The following is an 18,872-nucleotide window of genomic DNA, read 5'->3' as shown; positions in this document are numbered from 1 at the left end:
TATGGATGTCCAAAACGCCCAACAAGCAGTTGATGAATGGATAAAAAACCATGGAGTTCGTTACTTTAATGAATTGACGAACATGGCTCAACTTACAGAGGAGGTTGGTGAGGTTGCCAGAATCATTGCGAGACGCTATGGAGAACAAAGCGAAAAAGAATCGGACAAGAATAAAGATTTGGGAGAAGAACTGGCAGATGTACTCTTTGTGGTACTCTGTTTAGCAAACCAAACGGGCATAGATTTACAAGAAGCTTTTGATAAGAAACTGGATTTAAAAGCGAAACGGGACCATGACCGTCATCAGAATAACGAAAAGCTCAAATAAACTATATTTGAGCTTTTATTTTTTCAAGTGTAACCAATAAACAATTTAACGTTTGAAACTCCAACTTTCCTACCTTCAGGACAAAGTAATAAATAAGTCCATAAAAATTACTGGCTCTAAAAGCGAGACCAATAGATCACTGCTGCTTCAGGCTCTTTTTCCAAATATTGCCATTGAAAATCTGTCCAATTCAGATGATGGGGAAGTGATGCAAAAAGGGTTGAAAAAATCGACAGGAGAAGTTGATATACACCATGCCGGGACCGCCATGCGATTCTTAACCGCATATTTTGCTTCACAACAAGGAAAAGAAGTCATTTTAACTGGCTCCAAACGTATGAAAGAACGACCTATTAAAGTGTTGGTTGAAGCGCTTACAGATTTGGGAGCAGAAATTAAATATGTCAATAATGAGGGCTATCCACCAATAAAAATAACTGGAAAAAAACTTAGCACAAGCAAAGTCTCTTTGCCGGCTAATATAAGTAGTCAATATATATCAGCTTTATTGCTAATAGCACCAAGCCTTGAAAATGGACTGGAATTGGAGCTTGTTGGAAAAATCACCTCAGTTCCATACATTAAAATGACCTTGGCGCTTCTTGAACAGATTGGGGTAATTACACAATTTGAAGGGAACTTAATAAGAATTAAGCCAAAAAATGAAGTTAAGGATACAACTTTAATAGTAGAATCGGATTGGAGTTCTGCAAGCTATTTCTATAGTATTGTTGCCTTGTCCAATGTGGGAACTAAAATTCAATTGTCTTCTTATAAGAAGAATTCTTTACAAGGGGATAGTGTTCTCTCAGACATCTATAAAGATTTTGGAGTAGAAACCTCTTTTTCAGAAAATCAGATAACGATTACAAAGGCCACCAATAGTAAACCGGCAACTGTCACCTATGACTTGTCCAATGCTCCAGATATTGCACAAACCATTTCGGTTACCTGTTTGGGCCTTAATATAGGATGCCACCTTTCCGGTTTGCATACGTTGCCTATTAAGGAAACGGACAGATTGGCTGCAATGAAGACAGAATTGGAAAAATTGGGAGCTCAAGTTGATATTGATGCGGAAAGCCTGACGTTACATGCTTCAGAACAAATGAAGTCAGGAGTTTCCATTGATACCTACAACGATCATAGAATGGCCATGGCGTTTGGTCCTTTGGCCCTAAAAACCTCACTGATCATAAATGATGCGGGTGTGGTTTCAAAATCTTATCCAGATTTCTGGAAAGACTTGGGAACACTTGGATTTGATATCATTGAAATGTAATTCGCATTTAATCACCAAATTACTTGACATCCCCTATGTCGAGATTGTATATTTGCCATCTTTAAAAAATATCCAAAACAAGTCTACATGAAATTATCAAACTTCAACTTTGAATTACCTAAAGAACTATTGGCAGAATACCCTGCAGAAAATAGGGACGAATCCAAACTTATGGTAATCCATAGAGAAACTGGAAAAATTGAACACAAAATGTTCAAAGACCTTATTGATTATTTTGATGAAGGGGATGTAATGGCCTTGAACAATACAAAGGTATTTCCGGCAAGACTTTATGGAAATAAGGAAAAGACTGGTGCTCGGATTGAAGTTTTTTTACTTCGTGAATTAAATCAAGAACAACGCCTTTGGGATGTTTTGGTCGATCCAGCAAGAAAAATAAGAATAGGAAACAAATTATACTTCGGAGATGATGAAAGTTTGGTGGCTGAGGTAATTGATAATACCACTTCTAGAGGAAGAACCTTGCGTTTTCTTTATGATGGTTCCTATACTGACTTTAGAAGAAAATTACGCGAGCTGGGTGAAACTCCTTTGCCAAAATATATAAAGCGTGGTGTTGAGCCAGAAGATGAAGAAAGGTATCAGACTATTTACGCAAAACATGAAGGCGCAGTAGCGGCACCTACAGCTGGTTTGCATTTTTCCAAGCATTTGCTAAAAAGGTTGGAAATTAAGGGTATTAATTTTGCTGAAGTGACCTTGCATGTTGGTTTAGGTACATTTAACCCTGTTGAAGTAGAGGATTTATCCAAACATAAAATGGATAGCGAAGAATTGGTTATTGATGAAAAAGCAACAGAGATCATAAATAACGCAAAGGAAAATAAACAACGCATTTGTGCAGTAGGTACCACAGTAATGAGAGGCTTGGAAAGTGCAGTTTCATCAGGACATACGTTGAATACTTTTGAAGGGTGGACTAATAAATTTATATTTCCTCCATATGATTTTAGTATTGCAAACTGTATGATTACTAATTTCCATTTGCCAAAATCCACGCTTTTGATGATGGTTTCTGCATTTATTGGACATGATCTCATGAAAAAGGCCTATAAACAAGCAATCTTAGAAGGATATCGTTTTTATTCCTACGGAGATGCAATGTTGGTCATCTAAAACATAAAAGTTTGAAACAAGATAAGTCCCGCTTGATTAGTAAATAAATCAGCGGGATTTTTTCTTGACTATCTTTAACAAGTGGAGATTAAAAAGAAGGACATAAGGGCATTAACCAAAGAACAGTTACGGGATTTTTTCGTAAAAGAAGGAGATAAGGCTTTTCGTGGCAATCAGGTTTATGAATGGCTATGGCAAAAATCGGCGCACTCTTTCGAAGCGATGACCAATATATCCAAGGAAACCAGAAATATGTTGGAAGCTAACTTTGTCATTAACCACATTAAGGTAGATCAAATGCAGCGTAGTAATGATGGCACCATTAAAAATGCGGTAAGACTTCATGATGATTTGGTTGTTGAATCTGTTTTGATTCCGACAGCAACGAGAACCACTGCCTGTGTCTCTAGTCAGGTTGGATGTAGTTTGGATTGCCGGTTTTGTGCCACTTCACGTTTAAAGAGAATGCGAAACCTGAATCCTGATGAGATTTATGATCAAGTTGTAGCCATTGACAATGAAAGTCGATTGTATTTTAATCGGCCATTGAGCAACATTGTATTCATGGGTATGGGAGAACCTCTGATGAACTACAATAACGTACTTAAAGCGATAGAAAAAATAACATCACCTGAAGGGCTGGGAATGTCACCTAAGCGGATTGTAGTTTCCACATCTGGAGTTCCCAAAATCATTAAAAAGATGGCGGATGAGGAAGTAAAATTCGGCTTGGCGGTTTCTTTACATTCAGCAATAGATGAGGTGCGAACATCCATAATGCCTTTTAATGCCACCTTTCCGTTAAAAGATTTACGAGAAGCTTTACAATACTGGTATGGCAAAACCAAAAACAGGATAACATATGAATATGTGGTCTGGGAAGGAATTAACGATACATTAGAGGCGGCTAATGCTCTGGTCAAGTTTTGCAAATTTGCCCCGTCAAAAGTTAATTTAATAGAGTATAACCCTATTGATGATGGAGAATTTCAACAGGCTTCTAAAGCTGCGGTAGAAATGTACCAGAATACTTTAGAGAAAAACGGGATTACGGTAACCGTGAGAAGGTCTCGTGGTAAGGATATTGATGCTGCCTGTGGGCAACTTGCCAATAAGGGTTAGCTTAAAGAATAGATCATTTGTTGGTAATGGCCTTATTTCTTTTCCAATACATATTTATAAACCCCAACATTGTTTTTATTGACAGATAAGGTCAATGTATTCTCATTTACGGTATAGTTGTATGTGCCGTTTAGGATTAAGTTCCAATCAAAATCGGCAGTCCATATATTTTTATCTGTAAATTGAATAGTATTATTTTGCACCTCATAAGTACCGTTTCCGCCAGCTGGAAATCTGTTGGCTCCTGTTGAACTTGAAAATTCTCCTCCACTAAAAGAAACTTCTACCGGATTTGAGAACGTTTGGTCGTTTTCATATTCTACGGTAAATGTTCCTTCATAGTCTCCTTCTAATGTTGTTAAAAAATTATCATCACTGTTTCCACAGCTTAAAATACATATGAAAGACCCAACAAATAAGATTGATTTAAATTTAGATTTCATCTTCTTTCTTTAATTCAAAGATGTAAAACTTAAGCCAAAGTTGCGTTATGCAATAACCGTTGAAGCAGTAGCTCTATATTGCAGATTATCGATGGTTTTGTACTACTATCTTAAAACTTGAAACTTCCAAGGGTGAACTCTGGCATTTTCCCTACTTTTAGACATTGAAAACCAAATTGATTTAAGGCTAAATTCCATTGAAGGTAGTTTCGCAAATACGAGAGCCCATTGAACATGAAATGGAACTTTTTGAAGAAAAGTTCCTAAAGTCCATGTCTTCCAAAGTGGCATTGTTCAATAGAATTACATACTACATTGTAAACAGAAAAGGGAAGCAAATGCGCCCTATGTTTGTGTTTCTTACTGCTAAGCTGATAAATGAAGGAGCGGTGAACGATCGTACTTTTTGTGGCGCATCGATTATTGAATTGATACATACGGCAAGTCTTGTGCATGATGATGTGGTGGATGACAGTCATAAAAGAAGAGGTTTTTTTTCCATCAATGCACTATGGAAAAATAAAATTGCGGTTTTAGTGGGCGACTTTCTTTTTTCAAAAGGTGTTTTGGTAGCCCTGGAAAATAAAGATTATGATCTTTTGCATATCATTTCCAATGCAGTGAAAGACATGAGTGAAGGGGAGTTGTTGCAAATTGAAAAAGCACGTCTTTTAGATATTACGGAAGAGGTGTATTATGATATTATCCGCCAAAAAACAGCTACTCTAATAGCGGCCTGTTGCAGTATGGGTGCCTGTTCTGTTAAACCAGATTCTGAGCATGTGGAAATTTTCAGAAAATTTGGAGAACTTTGCGGAATGGCCTTTCAAATTAAAGATGACCTTTTTGATTATGGTGCCGAGAAGATAGGGAAACCAACCGGAATAGATATCAAGGAACAAAAAATGACACTTCCATTGATCTATGCGCTAAATGAAAGTGACAAAGAAAAAAAACGCTGGCTGATCAACTCCATCAAAAATCATAATAAAGATAAAAAGCGAGTCAAAGAGGTCATCGCTTACGTAAAAGAGAAAGGCGGATTGGACTATGCCGTTACTAAAATGATTTCCTTTAAAGATGAGGCCCTTGCGCTATTGGAAAATTACCCAGATTCCGACTATAAAAGTGCACTCACACTTATGGTCAACTATGTGGTAGAGCGTAAAAAGTAATATTCCCATATTTGCTTTTCTTTGAGTACTTTCTTAAACAAGGACTATAGGCATTTGCAAAAAAAATACTGACTTGGACAACCTTTTTAGATTTTGTCACGTCTATCTTTATAGAATACAAACCGAGAACCACTTTTGAAGATTATTTCTTTGCATACAAATGAAAAGCTTTTGATTAAAAAAGCTATTGCCGGAGATCAGCAGATACAAAAACTGTTGTATGAAAAATTTTCACCCAAAATGTTAGGGGTTTGCAGACAGTATATCAAAGATCTTCAGTTTGCAGAAGATGTAATGATAAATGGGTTTGTGAAGGTCTTTCAGAATTTGAGGTCATTTCAACATAAAGGAAGTTTTGAAGGTTGGATTAGAAAAATCATGGTTCGGGAAAGCATTTCTTATTTGCGGAAAAGACAATTTGTGGTCTATGATGATGAGGTATGCGAATCTCAACCCAAGGAAATAGAAGGGAGCAGCTCATTACTGGATGTGGAATATGTACAACAATTAATAGATAAACTGCCTGAAGGATATAAAATGGTTTTTTTATTGTACGCGATAGAAGGCTATAAACACCAAGAGATTGCTAAAATGTTGAAAATTTCTGAAGGAACCTCAAAATCTCAGTTGTTCAAAGCAAGAAAAATGCTTCAAGAGAATTTGACCCTAAAAGGAATGTCGCCTAGAATTAAATCTGGGGATTAAAGAAATTATAATGGAGAAATTGGAGAAACATATAAAAGAAAGATTGGAGGAGCGAAAACTAACACCTTCAGTGCAGGCATGGGATAAGGTTTCAGCTAAAATAAATATAGACGAAAAACCAAAACAAAAGGGATGGTATTTGTATGCTATAGCAGCAAGCTTCATAGGTATTCTTTTTGTTTCAATATTCTTTTTTAAATCAGAAGAACCCAAGGAAAATACAATTCAAGTTGTAGAAGAGAGTAACACAAAAGAAGAACAGATACAAGCTAAGACGGATAATGTCAGTTTTCAGAATGTTGAACCGACTAAATCTACTGTTGTGGAAACGAATTCAAATAACAATACTGAAGAAAGGTCTAAGGGGTTCAATATTAATGTGTTGCCCAGGCAAACCAAAGTAGCGCAAGAGACTGTAAAAGAGCCGTTGCAGGACAGTTTTTTAAAAGAATCCAATAGTTTAATTGCACAAAAAGTAAACGAAGTAGTGGCCCAAGTGGAGTTTTTGGAAAACACAAATGCCGAAGTGAGTGACGCTGAGATAGATTCACTTTTAAGGACTGCCCAAAGACAAATTCTATCGGAACAGTTGTTTACAGAAAGCGGCTCTGTGGATGCCATGGCATTGCTGTCAGAAGTTGAAATTGAATTGGATGATTCATTTAGAGATCAAATTTTTGATGCACTCAAAGATGGTTACTCCAAACTACGAACAGCTGTGGCCGACCGAAATAATTAAAAATATTCATCAATCAAAAGACCTTTTTAGTTTCCCTATCCCGATAATAATCGGGTAGGGAGGTTAGAAGGGACAATAAATCAAGACAAATCATGAGAACAATTACACTGTATTTAGCATCACTTTTTCTACTATTCCTTTCGCATCAGGTTGCTGGACAAGAAGAGTATGAGAAAAAAATAGAAGTGCTAAAAACCCAGAAAGAAAAAATAACCCAACAAGAAAAGGATGCACTAAAATTTCAGATTAAGGATATTAATAAACGTGTCGCAAAAGGTGACCTAACTGCTGAAGAAGCTCAATTACTTAAAGCGGAAGCGGCTAAAAAAAGAGCTAAAAACATTGAGAATAGGATTGCTATTGTAGAAAACCAAATATTATTGTTAGAGAGAAATCAAGGAGATGCTTTGGTTTTGATGGAATCGGATACCATAACAGATGAAGGCTTCCGATTTGGTATTGATATTGACGGCAAACCTGCCTTTTCTTTCCGATCACGTGAGTGGAAAAAAGAGATTAAATATGACAGACGTACGTATTCAGATTTTGTCTTTGCCATTGGGTTGAACAATGCGATAATTGAGGGGCAATCTTTAGATGATTCTCCATATAAGATTGGTGGAAGCAGATTTTTTGAAATGGGATGGCAATGGCGGACACGAATTTTTGAAAGATCTAATTGGATACGTTTTCATTATGGTTTTTCTTTTCAGTTTAATGGATTAAAGCCAGACAATAATCAGATTTTTGTGCAAAATGGGAATCAAACAGTCTTAGAAGAATTTGAATTTGAGCTGGATAAATCTAAACTAAGAATGGACAACCTTGTGTTTCCCGTTCATTTTGAGTTTGGACCTTCAAGATTGCGTAAAACCGAAAAAAGTTTTCGGTATTCCATACAAAATCAATTTAGGATAGGTTTGGGAGGATATGGTGGATTTAACCTTGGTACGCGTCAAAAATTAAAGTATAGCAGAAACGGGGAGCGCGTAAAAGATAAGTTTAAAAGAGATTATAATACTAGCGACTTAATTTATGGTTTAAGCGCATACGCAGGTTTTGATGGTATACTTTTATACGCGAAGTATGATCTAAACCCCATTTTTAAAGATGCGGTGGTAAAACAGAACAATATTTCTTTGGGCCTTCGATTCGATTTATAGATTAGCCAACAATACCTCTCTGTCCATCTTGAATAATATCAAATAAAAGGAGAGGTATTTTTTAATAATTGAGTAAAGTTGCAATCAGTTTAATTCTCTTTCCATTTCTGGTGTAAATTCTTCTTTATAATATACCCGTTTGCAATGAGAGCATTCTGCATATTTAGATACTCCTATTTTAAATATGGGAATCCAGAAGAGGTGCACATAATTAGATTGCAATACAGCTTTTAAAGTCCCTGTTTGAGAACAATAAGGACACGAAACATTGGATAATGTTTTAGTTTCTTTTTTGCCTGACCTAGTGCCGAAGAAGAGAATCATTATGTTGCAAAGCTACTCTTCTTCTTTAAACCTTAAAAATTCTAGGTACTTACGATTAGTACATCAAATGCTGCTTGGATTTATCTATCCATTTAGATTTGTAATCAGAATCTACAAAATTAATCCTAAGATCGGCTTTATAATCAGCATCAACGAAGTAAACTTTCTTTGTTGCTTTATAATCAGCATCGGCAAAATACCATTTTCCCTCGTTGCCTTTTGCTTTATACTCAGCATTAACTTTAAAAACCAGAAGATCAGCTTTATACGCTTGATCAACAGCAAAGACCTTAATGTCCGCCTTATATTCCTTGTCTGTGGAGAAAACTATTTGAGCACTACCTATGTGGCCTAGAAACAAAGCTAGCGCCATGGAAAGAATTTTTTTCATCTTGTAAACCAATTTGTTTGCCTTTGTAAATCAATTTTCATTCCAATTTATTTGTTGATATCCAATATGAATCTGAAAGTAAAAACATGATGGTAAGTTTTAGATTGTATGATTCTTTTGCTAATCGAAAGTATTGTTTAAAAATTCCTTTTTTACTTACCTTTAAAGGCTTTATTAAATTTATGATTTGATTTCAAAAACAACAATAGACCAGGTATATGAAACCGCTCGTTTAGAGGAGGTGATTGGTGATTTTGTGCAATTGAAGAAAGCCGGATCTAACTTTAAGGGACTAAGTCCATTTTCAGATGAGCGCACTCCCAGTTTTATGGTATCTCCTGTAAAACAGATATGGAAAGATTTTAGCAGCGGAAAGGGAGGAAATGTTGTGGCATTTTTAATGGAACACGAGCATTTCACCTATCCAGAAGCCATAAAATATTTAGCTAAAAAGTACAATATTGAGCTAGAGGAAACAGAGCAATCTGATGAGCAAAAAGAGCAAGCCAATGAGCGAGAGAGCATGTATTTGGTCTCTGAATATGCACAGAAGTATTTCGCAGAAACCCTTTGGGAATCTGAACCAGGAAAAGCAATTGGCCTAACGTATTTTAAGGAGCGTGGATTTACAGACGATACCATAAAGAAATTCGGATTAGGTTACGGGTTAGATCAATGGGATGCTTTTACTAATGCCGCGTTGGAGAAAGGATACCAACTAGAGTTTTTAGAAAAAACAGGTTTGACCATTGTAAAAGAGCAAACTGGCGGAGAATCTAGAAAATTTGACCGTTTTAAAGCAAGAGTCCTGTTCCCTATACATTCCATGAGTGGAAGAGTGTTGGGCTTTGGAGGTCGAATCTTAACTAATGATAAAAAAGCTGCTAAATATTTAAATTCTCCTGAGAGCGATATTTATCATAAAAGCAAGGTGCTTTATGGAATCTACTTTGCTAAGCAGTCTATTGCCAAAGAGGACAATTGTTTTTTGGTGGAAGGATATACAGATGTCATACAATTACATCAGCGTGGGGTGGAAAATGTAGTAGCTTCAAGTGGAACGGCATTGACTCCAGAACAAATTCGTTTGATCAACAGGCTCACAAAAAACATTACCGTACTTTTTGATGGTGATGCGGCAGGTCTAAGAGCTTCTCTCCGTGGGATAGATTTGATATTGGAACAAGGTATGAATGTCAAGGTCTGTACTTTTCCAGAAGGTGAAGACCCAGATAGTTTTGCCAAGAGCAATACCTATGAAGATTTGGTTCTTTATTTAGAAGAAAATGCTAAGGACTTTATTCAGTTCAAGACTTCTCTTCTTGCTGAAGAAGCGGCCAATGACCCTATAAAAAGAGCAGATACTGTAAGGGATATTGTAAACAGTATCAGTAAAATACCAGATCAAATAAAGAAGGAGATCTACATACAGGAATGTGCCAAAATAATGCAGATTTCTGAAGAGGTGTTATATAATACATTGGCTCAAATTGATAAAAAAGGAGTTGCAGATACCAACAAAAAATTCAAACAAGAGCAAAAAGCGTTTCAAGTTGTAAAAAATGACCAAGTTGTTGAGAAGGTTGATGTACAATTTGAATTGGAACGAAAAATCATTGAAATGCTCCTTTTGTATGGAAGTCAGAAGCAGGAATTTGAAGATTTGGTTCTAAAAGAAAATGAGGAAGGGGATTTGGTCTTGGAACCAGAAATTGTGGAGGCAAAAGTATATGAAAAAGTGTATTTAGATCTTCAGGAGGATGAAATTGAGCTTACCAATGAACAGTTTAAGACAATTTATTACAAGTTGATAGAGGATTTAAATGAAAGTGAAGAATTTAAAGTAAATACCTTTTTATCAAATTTGGACCAAGAGACAGTAAGTGAGGTATCTTCTATTTTAATGGAAGAAGAAAAATACAAGCTTGATGATTGGGCCAGAAAAGATATCTATCCAAAAGATAAGGGGCAGGGTATTGCGCAATTGGTAGGCGAAACCATCCTTACATTACGCTGTTATCTTATTAAAAATCGAATTGAAAAACTGCAAGAACGCACTGAAGGGAGCACTGACGATAATTCTGAGATTTTGGAGGAAATTGTAAATTATTTGCAATTGAATAAACTGTTGAACGCAAAATTGAACAGGGTACTTTCTTAAAACAAAAATCCCGAGCATACGCACGGGATTTTCAACAGTTTGTACTGGTTATTCTAATATAATTCCAAAGCCTTAGCTTGTTGCAATAAATCAACCAAATTATCCACATTTAATTTTTTCATTAAACGTGCTTTGTAGGTGCTTACGGTTTTTTCGTTTAAGTTCAAGCCCTCGGCAACTTCTTTGTTTCTTTTTCCGCTAGCTAAAAGTTTTAAAACTTCTACTTCTCTAGATGACAATTTTCTAAAGAACCTTCTTGGTTTTTGTGTACCTTCATCAAAAGCCAAACGTTGAGCCAATTCATTGGTTATGAACATATTGCCTTCGCTTACTTTTCTTACTGCGGAGATAATATAGTCTAAGTCTGCAGTTTTAGATAGATAACCAAACGCTCCTGCACGAATAGTGCTCAATGCATAAACATCTTCGGATTGTCCACTGTACATTAATGATTTAACGTTGGGAAACTCTTGTTTTAGTTTTCTTAGAGTAGCAATACCATTTATTTCTGGAATGTCCATTTCCAACATTACTACATCGGGGGTAACTTTTTCCAACACATCAAATAGTTCAGAAGTAGTTGAAACATCGGCAATGACCTCAATATCTGAACTAGCTTCGAGGACTTGCTTAATGCCTAACCGAACTATGGGATGATTGTCAGCTATTAATACTTTTATCATTTGGTTTGAGTTTTATTCTATTGTTTAGTACTTAATTACTTACGCGACGTGGCGAGCAAGTTAACGATTTGATGACGTAAAACTGTAATTTTTTTCTTAAAACCTTAGAATTTCTGGGGTTTTTTTCGTCTTAAGCTGGGTTTTCTAGGTCAAAAGGTCATTTTAAGTGAATAGGAATTTCACAAATGGGTATAGGAATCATCTTATGCCTGTTAGCAGTATTAAACTTTTTGTATATAGTGAATACTTCCTTTTTTCTGTCAGAAAAATCTTCTATTGATTTTTTTTCAGCATCCATTTTCATAGCCCATTCAAGCTCTGGATATGAAGCACCTATCTGGTCTTCATCTGTTCTACTATCTCCCCATAGCCCATCAGTAGGGGCGGCTTCCATAATATCTTGATTAATACCAAGAACTCTGCCTACATCATATACTTCGGTTTTTAAAAGGTCTGCAATAGGACTCAAGTCTACACCGCCATCACCATATTTGGTATAAAAACCTACACCAAAATCCTCAACTTTGTTTCCTGTGCCGGCAACTAAGTATCCATTTAATGCCGCAAAATAGTAGAGTGTTGTCATTCTAAGCCTTGCTCTAGTATTGGCAAGAGACATAAACCTATCCTCTTCGTTTTCCACTTTTGGTAAAGCTGAGACCAAACTGTCAAAAACTGGGGTCAGATTTACAGGTTGCCTGCTTACATTGGAAAAATTATCCATTAACCATGCAATGTGCTTATCTGCTCTTGTCACTTGATTTTTTCCCTGGTGTATGGGCATCTCTAAACATAAAAGGTCAAGACCTGTCTTTGCACAAAGGGTAGAAGTAACAGCTGAATCTATTCCTCCAGAGACTCCTATTACAAATCCCTTGCAATTTGCGTTGGTCGCATAGTCCTTTAACCACTTTACAATATGTTCTGTTACCTTTTCACTTTGCATGTCTTACTTTTTAGATTCAATAAATTACCTTTGTGCCCTGTAAATTTAAACGCTGTAGTGCTAAAAATGAAGAGGTTGTTGAAATACTTTAATGTGTACGTATTTAGCGGGTCAATATTTTTGATCATACTATTCCTTAATGCATGTAAACAAACGGATAAAACTTCTGAAGAAATCTCCAATGTCCAAATTGATTTAGACATATATAGATTTGATCGTGAGTTTGCTGCCGCTTCGCCTGGGAGTATTCCTGACTTAAAATCTAAATATCCTTATTTGTTTCCTTCACAGTTCCCGGATAGTATTTGGATCGCCAAACTCACAGATACCATTCAGGTTGAGTTGTCAGATGAAGTAGAGAAGGCTTTTGGTGATTTTGAAGAGGAAACGAATGATTTAGAATCTCTTTTTCAGCATATAACCTATTATTTTCCAAAATTTAAAACACCAAAGGTAGTAACCGTTACATCTGATGTTAGATATAACGACCGTGTTATTCTTGCAGATACACTTTTAATGTTAGGTTTAGATAACTATTTGGGGGCGGACCATCATTTTTATAAAAGTATTCAACGTTATATCGCGGCTGGACTTGATAAACAATATCTAACTTCTGATGTTGCGAGCGCTATTGCAAAAAAGGTGTTGAAATATCCCCGTAATAGATCTTTTCTCTCCAGAATGGTGTATTATGGAAAAGAACTATATATAAAGGACAAGGTACTTCCTTCAATTTCTGATGCTCAGAAGATAGGATATACATTGGAAGAGATGGAGTGGTCCATGAACAACGAAGAACAGATTTGGCGCTATTTTGTGGAAAAAGAATTACTTTATAGTACCGATGCCAAACTGGACCGAAGATTTTTAGACCCAGCGCCTTTCTCCAAATTTCAGCTAGAATTGGATAGCGAATCTCCAGGAAGATTAGGAAGGTATATGGGGTGGCAGATTGTTAAGGCCTTTATGGAAAAGAACAACCTTACCTTAAAACAGCTTTTGAACTTACCTGCTGATGAAATTTTTAAGAAATCAAATTACAAACCGAGAAAATAAATGGCAATAGAACATACTTCAGAAATAAAATTAACTGTTGGACTTGATGAAAATCGAGTTCCTGAAGAATTAAACTGGTCTGCTCAAGATGGTGGCATAGAGAATGAAGAAGCTAAGGCCATGATGTTGTCCGTTTGGGACAGTAAAAACCGAGAGTCGTTAAAAATAGATTTATGGACCAAGGATATGCCAGTGGATGATATGAAAATATTTTTCCATCAAACCTTGGTTACTATGGCAGATACATTTATGAAAGCTACCCAGGATGAAAAAATGACGGCAACCATGAAGGATTTTTGCGACTATTTTGCAGAGAAGTTAGAATTGAAATAGTCTTTGTATTCAAGGTATAGGTTGATCCAATCTATTGAACTGATTCTTTTCCTCTCCATTTAAATTCAAAGACCGTTCAATTTTGTCCTTTGAGGGCTTCAGCATGAAAAAGTAAAGAATCAAAACAACGGATACTACAAGATATGCCATATTCCCTGTAATCATAAATGCCACAATACCAAATAGCGCAGGTGCTTCCGCTAAGGCATATTTAATAATTGATGCCGTTTGAAAGCGGGCCAGCTTTTGTTTTAGATTGACTGTTTTAGGAATATTTTTTATGGATTGCTTAAAAATAAAATCCCCCAAGAAAATACAGCTTACAGCAACTATTGGTACTACCATCAGATAGATGTCGCTGGTGTTGGAGAAGTTAAAGCTGGTATTTTGTGTTTGAAAGTAAATTATCGCACCAAACAGAATAGGTCCAGAAATCAAACCCATATGAAGAATGGAGAGTGTTTTAATAAATCCGTTAGGGGTGAGTGAATGTCCTTGTGTTCCCATAACTTTAAGTAAAAAGGTTTTGGTTGTAAATAAAGGTAAATTACAAACAAATTGTATGAACTAATTGGTCAAACCCCAAAATGAGGTAAAACATACATGATTTGGTTTGATGTATTGAACTATGCTCACTACGAAAAAATACCTTAAAAGACCTGTCAATTTTGAAAATAATCCTTTGGAGGCATGCCCATCAGTTTTTTAAATGACTTATTAAACGTTGTTTTTGAGTTAAAACCAGCTTCCTGGGCCAATCCAAAAAAAGTTAGATTTTCAACTTTTTGAGATTTAGCAAGTTCAACAAATTCCTTGATTCTATAATAATTCACATATTCAAAAAAGTTCATTCCAATACGTTCATTGAGCAACCTTGCTATTTCCGGATTGCTTATGCCCAACATTTCCGAAAGCTCGGATTTTACCAATTTCCTATTGAGATATGGTTTTTTCTCAATCATCAATGTTTCAAGAGCTACTTTCAAATTATCCAAATCCTCTATGGAAAGTTTAGACTGTTGGTATTTTTTGTTTCCTGTCTGTCTCCCAAATTTAAATAGCTCAGGCTCCTTTATTCCATAGTAAGTTATAAACAGAATAATTAGGGCAATGCTCAGCCAAATAGTTCTTCTGGCGGTTCTTTCAATAGTATCAAAGCCAAAGATGCTTATAAAATAAACGACCAGCCAACAGGTAAGACAGAGGCCAATAGCAATGAGAAAGTTTGAAAAAAATCCGGTTTTTATGGAGAAACTCAGTTCATTTCGGAGTTTCTTTTTAACCTGAAAAAAGAGTCTGCAACTTAATATCCAATAGGTGATGTTAAAAGCTAGGCCTGTTCCCACCAGCAACGTAATAACTCTAAAAAGTTCTCCACTTTTTGCACGCTCACCAATTATTTGGTCTGAAGGCAGCATAAAATAAAGAACGATGATGAGTATGTACAGAACTCCAGGAATATAATGAATCAGGTCTGATAAATTGAATTTTTTACCCCTTAGTGAAGACTGGGTAAACAAATAAATTGTGGAGCCAAACATTAAGATGGAAAACTCGGAAAATGCATAAAAACGAAAATTCTGACCAAATATTCCAGAAATATAAATAATACGTCCAGTTAGGCCCACAGCCAACAAAACAATCAGAAAGACCAGGTAACCGTTAATGTTTTTCCTGTTTTTTGGCGAAAAAATATAAATGAACAGTAAGAAAAGGCTTTGAAAGTATGCGAAGTAAACGAACTGGTTGATGATTGTTTGCATATGACTAAAATAAGCAGACCATACTAATATGGCCTGCTTAAGGTATTGCTATTTAAGAATAAATTGATTTACATGTTTTACACCTTGGTGGTTCATTTTCAAATTGGTTTCATAGAATTTTTTGAAAGATGCCTCACTTTCCCATTGGGTAATGACCAAGTAATCCGGACTGTAGTAGTATCCAAATGGAGATGCACCATTATTAAGCTCCACTTTTAGAGTTGCACCATGCTGTTTTGCTTTGTTGACCCAAGCATTCTTAAAGGTTGAAAAAGATGCTTCTTCATTAGCCCAGTACGCGGTCACCACATTGTACTTATCTAGATTGATTTCAAATGAAAGATCCTCTTGGAGTTCCCAATAAGTCAATGCAAATGTTGACCAAAGATCTCTTCTTCGTTTATGAAAATCCGGAAGGGAAACTTCAATTTCATTTATAAAATTAGACCTGCTGTCAAAAGAGTTCCAGTACCCGAGAATCATGCTTTGAGGGTGGTAATTACCTTGTGTGTACTTTTCAATGCCAAAGCCAGGCTGAGGATTGTACCCATTTTTTTGTGCCACTGGAAATACAAGTTTAAAGTATTCCTGCAATAGATCATCCTTGTCTGGATTTTGATTTAGAAAGATAATATCAAAGACTTGTCCTTTTTTAAAATTGAAGGACTTCTTGTTTTCTTGGGCAGTCATAGTTGCAATACAAAGAATTAATAAAAATGAGGGTAACCGATTTTTTAAAAGTTTCATGAATCTGTTTTTAAAGTTTTATAGGATTCAAATGTATTTGCAACGAGAAGTATGAAAAAAAAATTGACACCTTAATGGGAACGGATACGGTATTTGTACTTTTTTGAGCTCAAAACAGATGGTTTTTGGCGGGTAAGGCCCAATCAATATCTATTGTGAAAACAATTTTGAAGACAAGAAAGGAAAAGCAGACTTGAAGGAATGTTGAGCAAGTTTAATCTGCAAAAACCTCATAGTGTGTTACTTCTTCAGGAAAGTCGATAAGGTATTTTTGGTCTTCCGGATAATACTTGGCTTTTGTTAACTCTACTCCAGCAAAGTTTTTAATCACTTCTAAATCTTCCCAAAAGGTAATTAAGTCAAAGTATGCATATTGGCTATCGGTTCGTTTAAGAAAGGTGAGTTTTACAAAACCATCCGTTTTGGAATAATCTGGGATGGCCCTTTCCTTCATAAAAGATTCATATTCTTCCAAATGTTCCAATTTTGTTTTCCCTTTCCAGATTCGAGCAATCATAATATGATTTTTTTTAAAAATGTAAAATACTCTTTATTCGTATATAATAGATTAGAAGCGTTGTATTTTTAGTTCATGAAAAAGAAAGACCTTCCAAAGCTCCTTTTTATCTATAATGCTAATTCAGGGGCTCGAAATGCTATTTTGGATAGTATGCATAAAGTTTTAAGCCCAGCAACATATGACTGTAATCTATGTGATATCACTTTTGGTGTTGTTTCTGAAAATAAGACGTGGAAAAAGTTTAGACAAGCAAACAAGCAAGAGATGATATTTTTACATAAAGATGAATTTGCAAAAAAATATGCATCAAAGTTTGGTCATAAATTCACTTTTCCCATTATACTGGTCGAAGGTGAACATGGATTGGAGATTGTAATTTCTACCGAGGAGCTTAATCAATTAAAAGCAGCTCACGCATTAGTTAGGTTGGTAAAAGAGAGGGCAAGTTAAATTTAATGGATCAAAGAAAACTAGACTATGAAGAGAAAAACTCTTTGTTGATACCATCAATGTAACGTAACAGTTCTTCTTTTCCCGTGCGATTCGAAGAAGAAGTAATGAAATGCGGAGGGGCTTCTTCCCAAATACTATCCAACAGATGCTGTATATATGCATTAGCCTGTTTTTCCATGGCGTTGGGTTTCAATTTGTCCGCTTTGGTGAAAATAATAGCAAATGGAACATTATTAGTGCCTAACCATTCCATGAATTCAAGGTCTACCGGTTGGGGTTCATGTCTAATATCTACTAATACAAATCCACATACTAGTTGCTTTCGTTCCTGAAAATACTGCGTAATGTACTTTTGAAAAACCTTTTTATCCTTTTTGGATACCCGAGCATAGCCGTAGCCAGGTAAATCTACCAAAAACCAGTTGTTGTTTATTTTAAAGTGGTTAATAAGCTGTGTTTTTCCAGGTCGTCCAGAAGTTTTGGCCAAACTTTTACGCTCCATCAACATATTAATAAGCGACGACTTACCTACATTAGATCTTCCAATAAAGGCATATTCAGGTAAGGGTTCATTTGGGCACATGGCCACATTTGAATTGCTCATTACGAATTCGGCCGAAGTGATTTTCATGGTTTAAAAGTTGCGCTTGGCCAACCAAGCCTCAAGAACCGTATTAAAGTCTTGTGGATGTTCCATCATTGGGGCATGACCACATTTTTCCATCCAAAACAAATCGGAATCAGGTAATAGTTCATGGAATTCTTTGGCAACTTCTGGTGGGGTTACCGTATCATTTTCACCCCAAATAATACAAGTGGGAGTGTTCATATGGGGTAAATCTTTGGCCATGTTGTGGCGAATGGCACTTTTGGCAATAGCCAGTGTCTTTACTAATTTCATACGGTCATTAACCGTAGCGAACACCTCGTCCACAATTTCTTTGGTTGCCACTGCTGGGTCATAAAAAACATCTTGGGCCTTCTTTTTAATGAACTCATAATCTCCACGTCTGGGGTAGCCATCTCCCATTGCTTTCTCATACAATCCGGAACTACCGGTAATAACCAATGCTTTTACCATTTTTGGAAACATTTTGGTATGCAAAAGCCCAATGTGTCCACCAAGAGAATTACCCAAAAGAATTACATCCTTTAGCCCTTTAAATTCAATAAAACCTTCTAGGAACTTTGCAAAGTTCTTGACCGTGGTTTTGAGCATGGGCATGTCATAGATAGGGAGCTCAGGAATTAAAACCTGATACCCCTTGGAAGGGAAGTATTCAGATACTCCTTGGAAGTTGCTCAGTCCGCCCATAAGACCGTGCAATATAATGATTGGAGTGCCTTCACCCATTTCAATATATCGGTATTTACCTTCCGTAATAATATGCTTTTCCATCT

23 protein-coding genes are annotated in these 18,872 nt (G+C 36.1%); 12 read left to right on the top strand and 11 right to left on the bottom strand.

The window, feature by feature from the left end; translation table 11 throughout:
* Window position 1 precedes the first annotated feature (1 nt).
* From LV704_RS04230 to rlmN, 4 genes are all read left to right on the top strand, one after another.
* Window positions 2–328 (top strand): nucleotide pyrophosphohydrolase, encoded by a 327-nt coding sequence (locus LV704_RS04230; RefSeq protein ID WP_163421584.1) that lies wholly within the window; start codon window positions 2–4, stop codon window positions 326–328.
* Window positions 329–380: 52 nt separating this feature from the next.
* Complete coding sequence (locus LV704_RS04225) at window positions 381–1,610, top strand: 3-phosphoshikimate 1-carboxyvinyltransferase (RefSeq protein WP_163421585.1); 1,230 nt, start codon at window positions 381–383, stop codon at window positions 1,608–1,610.
* 87 nt (window positions 1,611–1,697) lie between these two features.
* Window positions 1,698–2,747 (top strand): tRNA preQ1(34) S-adenosylmethionine ribosyltransferase-isomerase QueA, encoded by a 1,050-nt coding sequence (gene queA / locus LV704_RS04220; protein WP_163421586.1) that lies wholly within the window; start codon window positions 1,698–1,700, stop codon window positions 2,745–2,747.
* Between the two features lie 81 nt (window positions 2,748–2,828).
* Complete coding sequence (rlmN, locus tag LV704_RS04215; protein WP_163421587.1) at window positions 2,829–3,869, top strand: 23S rRNA (adenine(2503)-C(2))-methyltransferase RlmN; 1,041 nt, start codon at window positions 2,829–2,831, stop codon at window positions 3,867–3,869.
* Window positions 3,870–3,901: 32 nt separating this feature from the next.
* On the opposite strand, the gene LV704_RS04210 is transcribed toward rlmN, so the two are convergent.
* Window positions 3,902–4,312, bottom strand: coding sequence for a hypothetical protein (locus tag LV704_RS04210; RefSeq protein WP_163421588.1), 411 nt, complete (start codon window positions 4,310–4,312; stop codon window positions 3,902–3,904).
* Window positions 4,313–4,509: 197 nt separating this feature from the next.
* On the opposite strand from LV704_RS04210, the gene LV704_RS04205 reads away from it, so the two are divergent.
* The 4 genes from LV704_RS04205 (at window position 4,510) to LV704_RS04190 (ending at window position 8,094) form a co-directional block, all read left to right on the top strand.
* Window positions 4,510–5,487: a polyprenyl synthetase family protein gene (locus LV704_RS04205; RefSeq protein WP_163421589.1), complete on the top strand. Its 978-nt coding sequence runs from the start codon at window positions 4,510–4,512 to the stop codon at window positions 5,485–5,487.
* 135 nt (window positions 5,488–5,622) lie between these two features.
* Entirely contained in the window at window positions 5,623–6,192 is a 570-nt protein-coding gene (locus LV704_RS04200) for an RNA polymerase sigma factor (protein ID WP_163421590.1), read from the top strand.
* Window positions 6,193–6,202: 10 nt separating this feature from the next.
* Window positions 6,203–6,931 (top strand): hypothetical protein, encoded by a 729-nt coding sequence (locus tag LV704_RS04195; protein ID WP_163421591.1) that lies wholly within the window; start codon window positions 6,203–6,205, stop codon window positions 6,929–6,931.
* A gap of 92 nt (window positions 6,932–7,023) precedes the next feature.
* Window positions 7,024–8,094 carry a PorT family protein gene (locus LV704_RS04190; RefSeq protein ID WP_163421592.1) on the top strand — a complete coding sequence of 357 codons (1,071 nt, stop codon included), beginning with the start codon at window positions 7,024–7,026 and terminating at the stop codon, window positions 8,092–8,094.
* An 84-nt stretch (window positions 8,095–8,178) separates the two neighbouring features.
* On the opposite strand, the gene LV704_RS04185 is transcribed toward LV704_RS04190, so the two are convergent.
* Together LV704_RS04185 and LV704_RS04180 are read right to left on the bottom strand one after the other, a co-directional pair.
* On the bottom strand, window positions 8,179–8,418 hold the full coding sequence (locus LV704_RS04185; protein WP_163421593.1) for a zinc-ribbon domain-containing protein: 240 nt from the start codon (window positions 8,416–8,418) through the stop codon (window positions 8,179–8,181).
* 55 nt (window positions 8,419–8,473) lie between these two features.
* Window positions 8,474–8,809, bottom strand: a complete 336-nt coding sequence (locus tag LV704_RS04180) for a DUF6150 family protein (protein WP_163421594.1) — start codon at window positions 8,807–8,809, stop codon at window positions 8,474–8,476.
* 187 nt (window positions 8,810–8,996) lie between these two features.
* Here LV704_RS04180 and dnaG point away from each other — a divergent pair, with 187 nt between their 5' ends.
* Window positions 8,997–10,970, top strand: a complete 1,974-nt coding sequence (gene dnaG, locus LV704_RS04175) for a DNA primase (RefSeq protein ID WP_163421595.1) — start codon at window positions 8,997–8,999, stop codon at window positions 10,968–10,970.
* A 53-nt stretch (window positions 10,971–11,023) separates the two neighbouring features.
* Here dnaG and LV704_RS04170 read toward each other — a convergent pair whose 3' ends face one another.
* Window positions 11,024–11,653 carry a response regulator transcription factor gene (locus LV704_RS04170; RefSeq protein WP_163421596.1) on the bottom strand — a complete coding sequence of 210 codons (630 nt, stop codon included), beginning with the start codon at window positions 11,651–11,653 and terminating at the stop codon, window positions 11,024–11,026.
* A 157-nt stretch (window positions 11,654–11,810) separates the two neighbouring features.
* Window positions 11,811–12,599 carry an NAD(+) synthase gene (gene nadE, locus LV704_RS04165; RefSeq protein ID WP_163421597.1) on the bottom strand — a complete coding sequence of 263 codons (789 nt, stop codon included), beginning with the start codon at window positions 12,597–12,599 and terminating at the stop codon, window positions 11,811–11,813.
* A 66-nt stretch (window positions 12,600–12,665) separates the two neighbouring features.
* On the opposite strand from nadE, the gene gldB reads away from it, so the two are divergent.
* Together gldB and gldC are read left to right on the top strand one after the other, a co-directional pair.
* The gene (gene gldB, locus LV704_RS04160) at window positions 12,666–13,655 is read left to right on the top strand and encodes a gliding motility lipoprotein GldB (protein ID WP_163421598.1); all 990 of its coding nucleotides are present in this window, start codon (window positions 12,666–12,668) and stop codon (window positions 13,653–13,655) included.
* Window positions 13,656–13,988 carry a gliding motility protein GldC gene (gene gldC, locus LV704_RS04155; RefSeq protein WP_163421599.1) on the top strand — a complete coding sequence of 111 codons (333 nt, stop codon included), beginning with the start codon at window positions 13,656–13,658 and terminating at the stop codon, window positions 13,986–13,988.
* Between the two features lie 9 nt (window positions 13,989–13,997).
* Here the strand turns inward: gldC and LV704_RS04150 are convergent, their stop codons facing one another.
* The 4 genes from LV704_RS04150 to LV704_RS04135 form a co-directional block, all read right to left on the bottom strand.
* On the bottom strand, window positions 13,998–14,495 hold the full coding sequence (locus LV704_RS04150; RefSeq protein ID WP_163421600.1) for a hypothetical protein: 498 nt from the start codon (window positions 14,493–14,495) through the stop codon (window positions 13,998–14,000).
* A gap of 155 nt (window positions 14,496–14,650) precedes the next feature.
* Complete coding sequence (locus tag LV704_RS04145; RefSeq protein WP_163421601.1) at window positions 14,651–15,751, bottom strand: helix-turn-helix domain-containing protein; 1,101 nt, start codon at window positions 15,749–15,751, stop codon at window positions 14,651–14,653.
* Window positions 15,752–15,799: 48 nt separating this feature from the next.
* Window positions 15,800–16,498 carry a hypothetical protein gene (locus LV704_RS04140; RefSeq protein ID WP_163421602.1) on the bottom strand — a complete coding sequence of 233 codons (699 nt, stop codon included), beginning with the start codon at window positions 16,496–16,498 and terminating at the stop codon, window positions 15,800–15,802.
* A 214-nt stretch (window positions 16,499–16,712) separates the two neighbouring features.
* The gene (locus tag LV704_RS04135; RefSeq protein WP_163421603.1) at window positions 16,713–17,015 is read right to left on the bottom strand and encodes an antibiotic biosynthesis monooxygenase; all 303 of its coding nucleotides are present in this window, start codon (window positions 17,013–17,015) and stop codon (window positions 16,713–16,715) included.
* Window positions 17,016–17,090: 75 nt separating this feature from the next.
* Between LV704_RS04135 and LV704_RS04130 the strand changes: the two genes are divergently transcribed.
* On the top strand, window positions 17,091–17,468 hold the full coding sequence (locus LV704_RS04130; protein ID WP_163421604.1) for a GTPase: 378 nt from the start codon (window positions 17,091–17,093) through the stop codon (window positions 17,466–17,468).
* A gap of 25 nt (window positions 17,469–17,493) precedes the next feature.
* Here the strand turns inward: LV704_RS04130 and yihA are convergent, their stop codons facing one another.
* Together yihA and LV704_RS04120 are read right to left on the bottom strand one after the other, a co-directional pair.
* Window positions 17,494–18,102: a ribosome biogenesis GTP-binding protein YihA/YsxC gene (gene yihA / locus LV704_RS04125; RefSeq protein ID WP_163421605.1), complete on the bottom strand. Its 609-nt coding sequence runs from the start codon at window positions 18,100–18,102 to the stop codon at window positions 17,494–17,496.
* 3 nt (window positions 18,103–18,105) lie between these two features.
* Complete coding sequence (locus LV704_RS04120) at window positions 18,106–18,870, bottom strand: alpha/beta fold hydrolase (protein WP_163421606.1); 765 nt, start codon at window positions 18,868–18,870, stop codon at window positions 18,106–18,108.
* Window positions 18,871–18,872: the final 2 nt, after the last annotated feature.

The organism is Flagellimonas sp. CMM7, from assembly GCF_021390195.1.
Taxonomy (GTDB): Bacteria; Bacteroidota; Bacteroidia; order Flavobacteriales; family Flavobacteriaceae; genus Flagellimonas.
The sequence above is the reverse complement of the archived record's forward strand: the minus strand, read 5'-3'. Positions and strand labels throughout refer to the sequence as shown.

What these genes read in the sequence shown, in the direction of transcription:
- LV704_RS04230 (WP_163421584.1), top strand. Translation starts at nt 2, where the DNA reads ATGGATGTCCAAAACGCCCAACAAGCAGTTGATGAATGGATAAAAAAC.
- queA (WP_163421586.1), top strand. Translation starts at nt 1,698, where the DNA reads ATGAAATTATCAAACTTCAACTTTGAATTACCTAAAGAACTATTGGCA.
- LV704_RS04210 (WP_163421588.1), bottom strand. Translation starts at nt 4,312, where the DNA reads ATGAAATCTAAATTTAAATCAATCTTATTTGTTGGGTCTTTCATATGT.
- LV704_RS04195 (WP_163421591.1), top strand. Translation starts at nt 6,203, where the DNA reads ATGGAGAAATTGGAGAAACATATAAAAGAAAGATTGGAGGAGCGAAAA.
- LV704_RS04190 (WP_163421592.1), top strand. Translation starts at nt 7,024, where the DNA reads ATGAGAACAATTACACTGTATTTAGCATCACTTTTTCTACTATTCCTT.
- LV704_RS04185 (WP_163421593.1), bottom strand. Translation starts at nt 8,418, where the DNA reads ATGATTCTCTTCTTCGGCACTAGGTCAGGCAAAAAAGAAACTAAAACA.
- LV704_RS04180 (WP_163421594.1), bottom strand. Translation starts at nt 8,809, where the DNA reads ATGAAAAAAATTCTTTCCATGGCGCTAGCTTTGTTTCTAGGCCACATA.
- LV704_RS04170 (WP_163421596.1), bottom strand. Translation starts at nt 11,653, where the DNA reads ATGATAAAAGTATTAATAGCTGACAATCATCCCATAGTTCGGTTAGGC.
- nadE (WP_163421597.1), bottom strand. Translation starts at nt 12,599, where the DNA reads ATGCAAAGTGAAAAGGTAACAGAACATATTGTAAAGTGGTTAAAGGAC.
- gldB (WP_163421598.1), top strand. Translation starts at nt 12,666, where the DNA reads ATGAAGAGGTTGTTGAAATACTTTAATGTGTACGTATTTAGCGGGTCA.
- gldC (WP_163421599.1), top strand. Translation starts at nt 13,656, where the DNA reads ATGGCAATAGAACATACTTCAGAAATAAAATTAACTGTTGGACTTGAT.
- LV704_RS04150 (WP_163421600.1), bottom strand. Translation starts at nt 14,495, where the DNA reads ATGGGAACACAAGGACATTCACTCACCCCTAACGGATTTATTAAAACA.
- LV704_RS04145 (WP_163421601.1), bottom strand. Translation starts at nt 15,751, where the DNA reads ATGCAAACAATCATCAACCAGTTCGTTTACTTCGCATACTTTCAAAGC.
- LV704_RS04140 (WP_163421602.1), bottom strand. Translation starts at nt 16,498, where the DNA reads ATGAAACTTTTAAAAAATCGGTTACCCTCATTTTTATTAATTCTTTGT.
- LV704_RS04135 (WP_163421603.1), bottom strand. Translation starts at nt 17,015, where the DNA reads ATGATTGCTCGAATCTGGAAAGGGAAAACAAAATTGGAACATTTGGAA.
- LV704_RS04130 (WP_163421604.1), top strand. Translation starts at nt 17,091, where the DNA reads ATGAAAAAGAAAGACCTTCCAAAGCTCCTTTTTATCTATAATGCTAAT.
- yihA (WP_163421605.1), bottom strand. Translation starts at nt 18,102, where the DNA reads ATGAAAATCACTTCGGCCGAATTCGTAATGAGCAATTCAAATGTGGCC.
- LV704_RS04120 (WP_163421606.1), bottom strand. Translation starts at nt 18,870, where the DNA reads ATGGAAAAGCATATTATTACGGAAGGTAAATACCGATATATTGAAATG.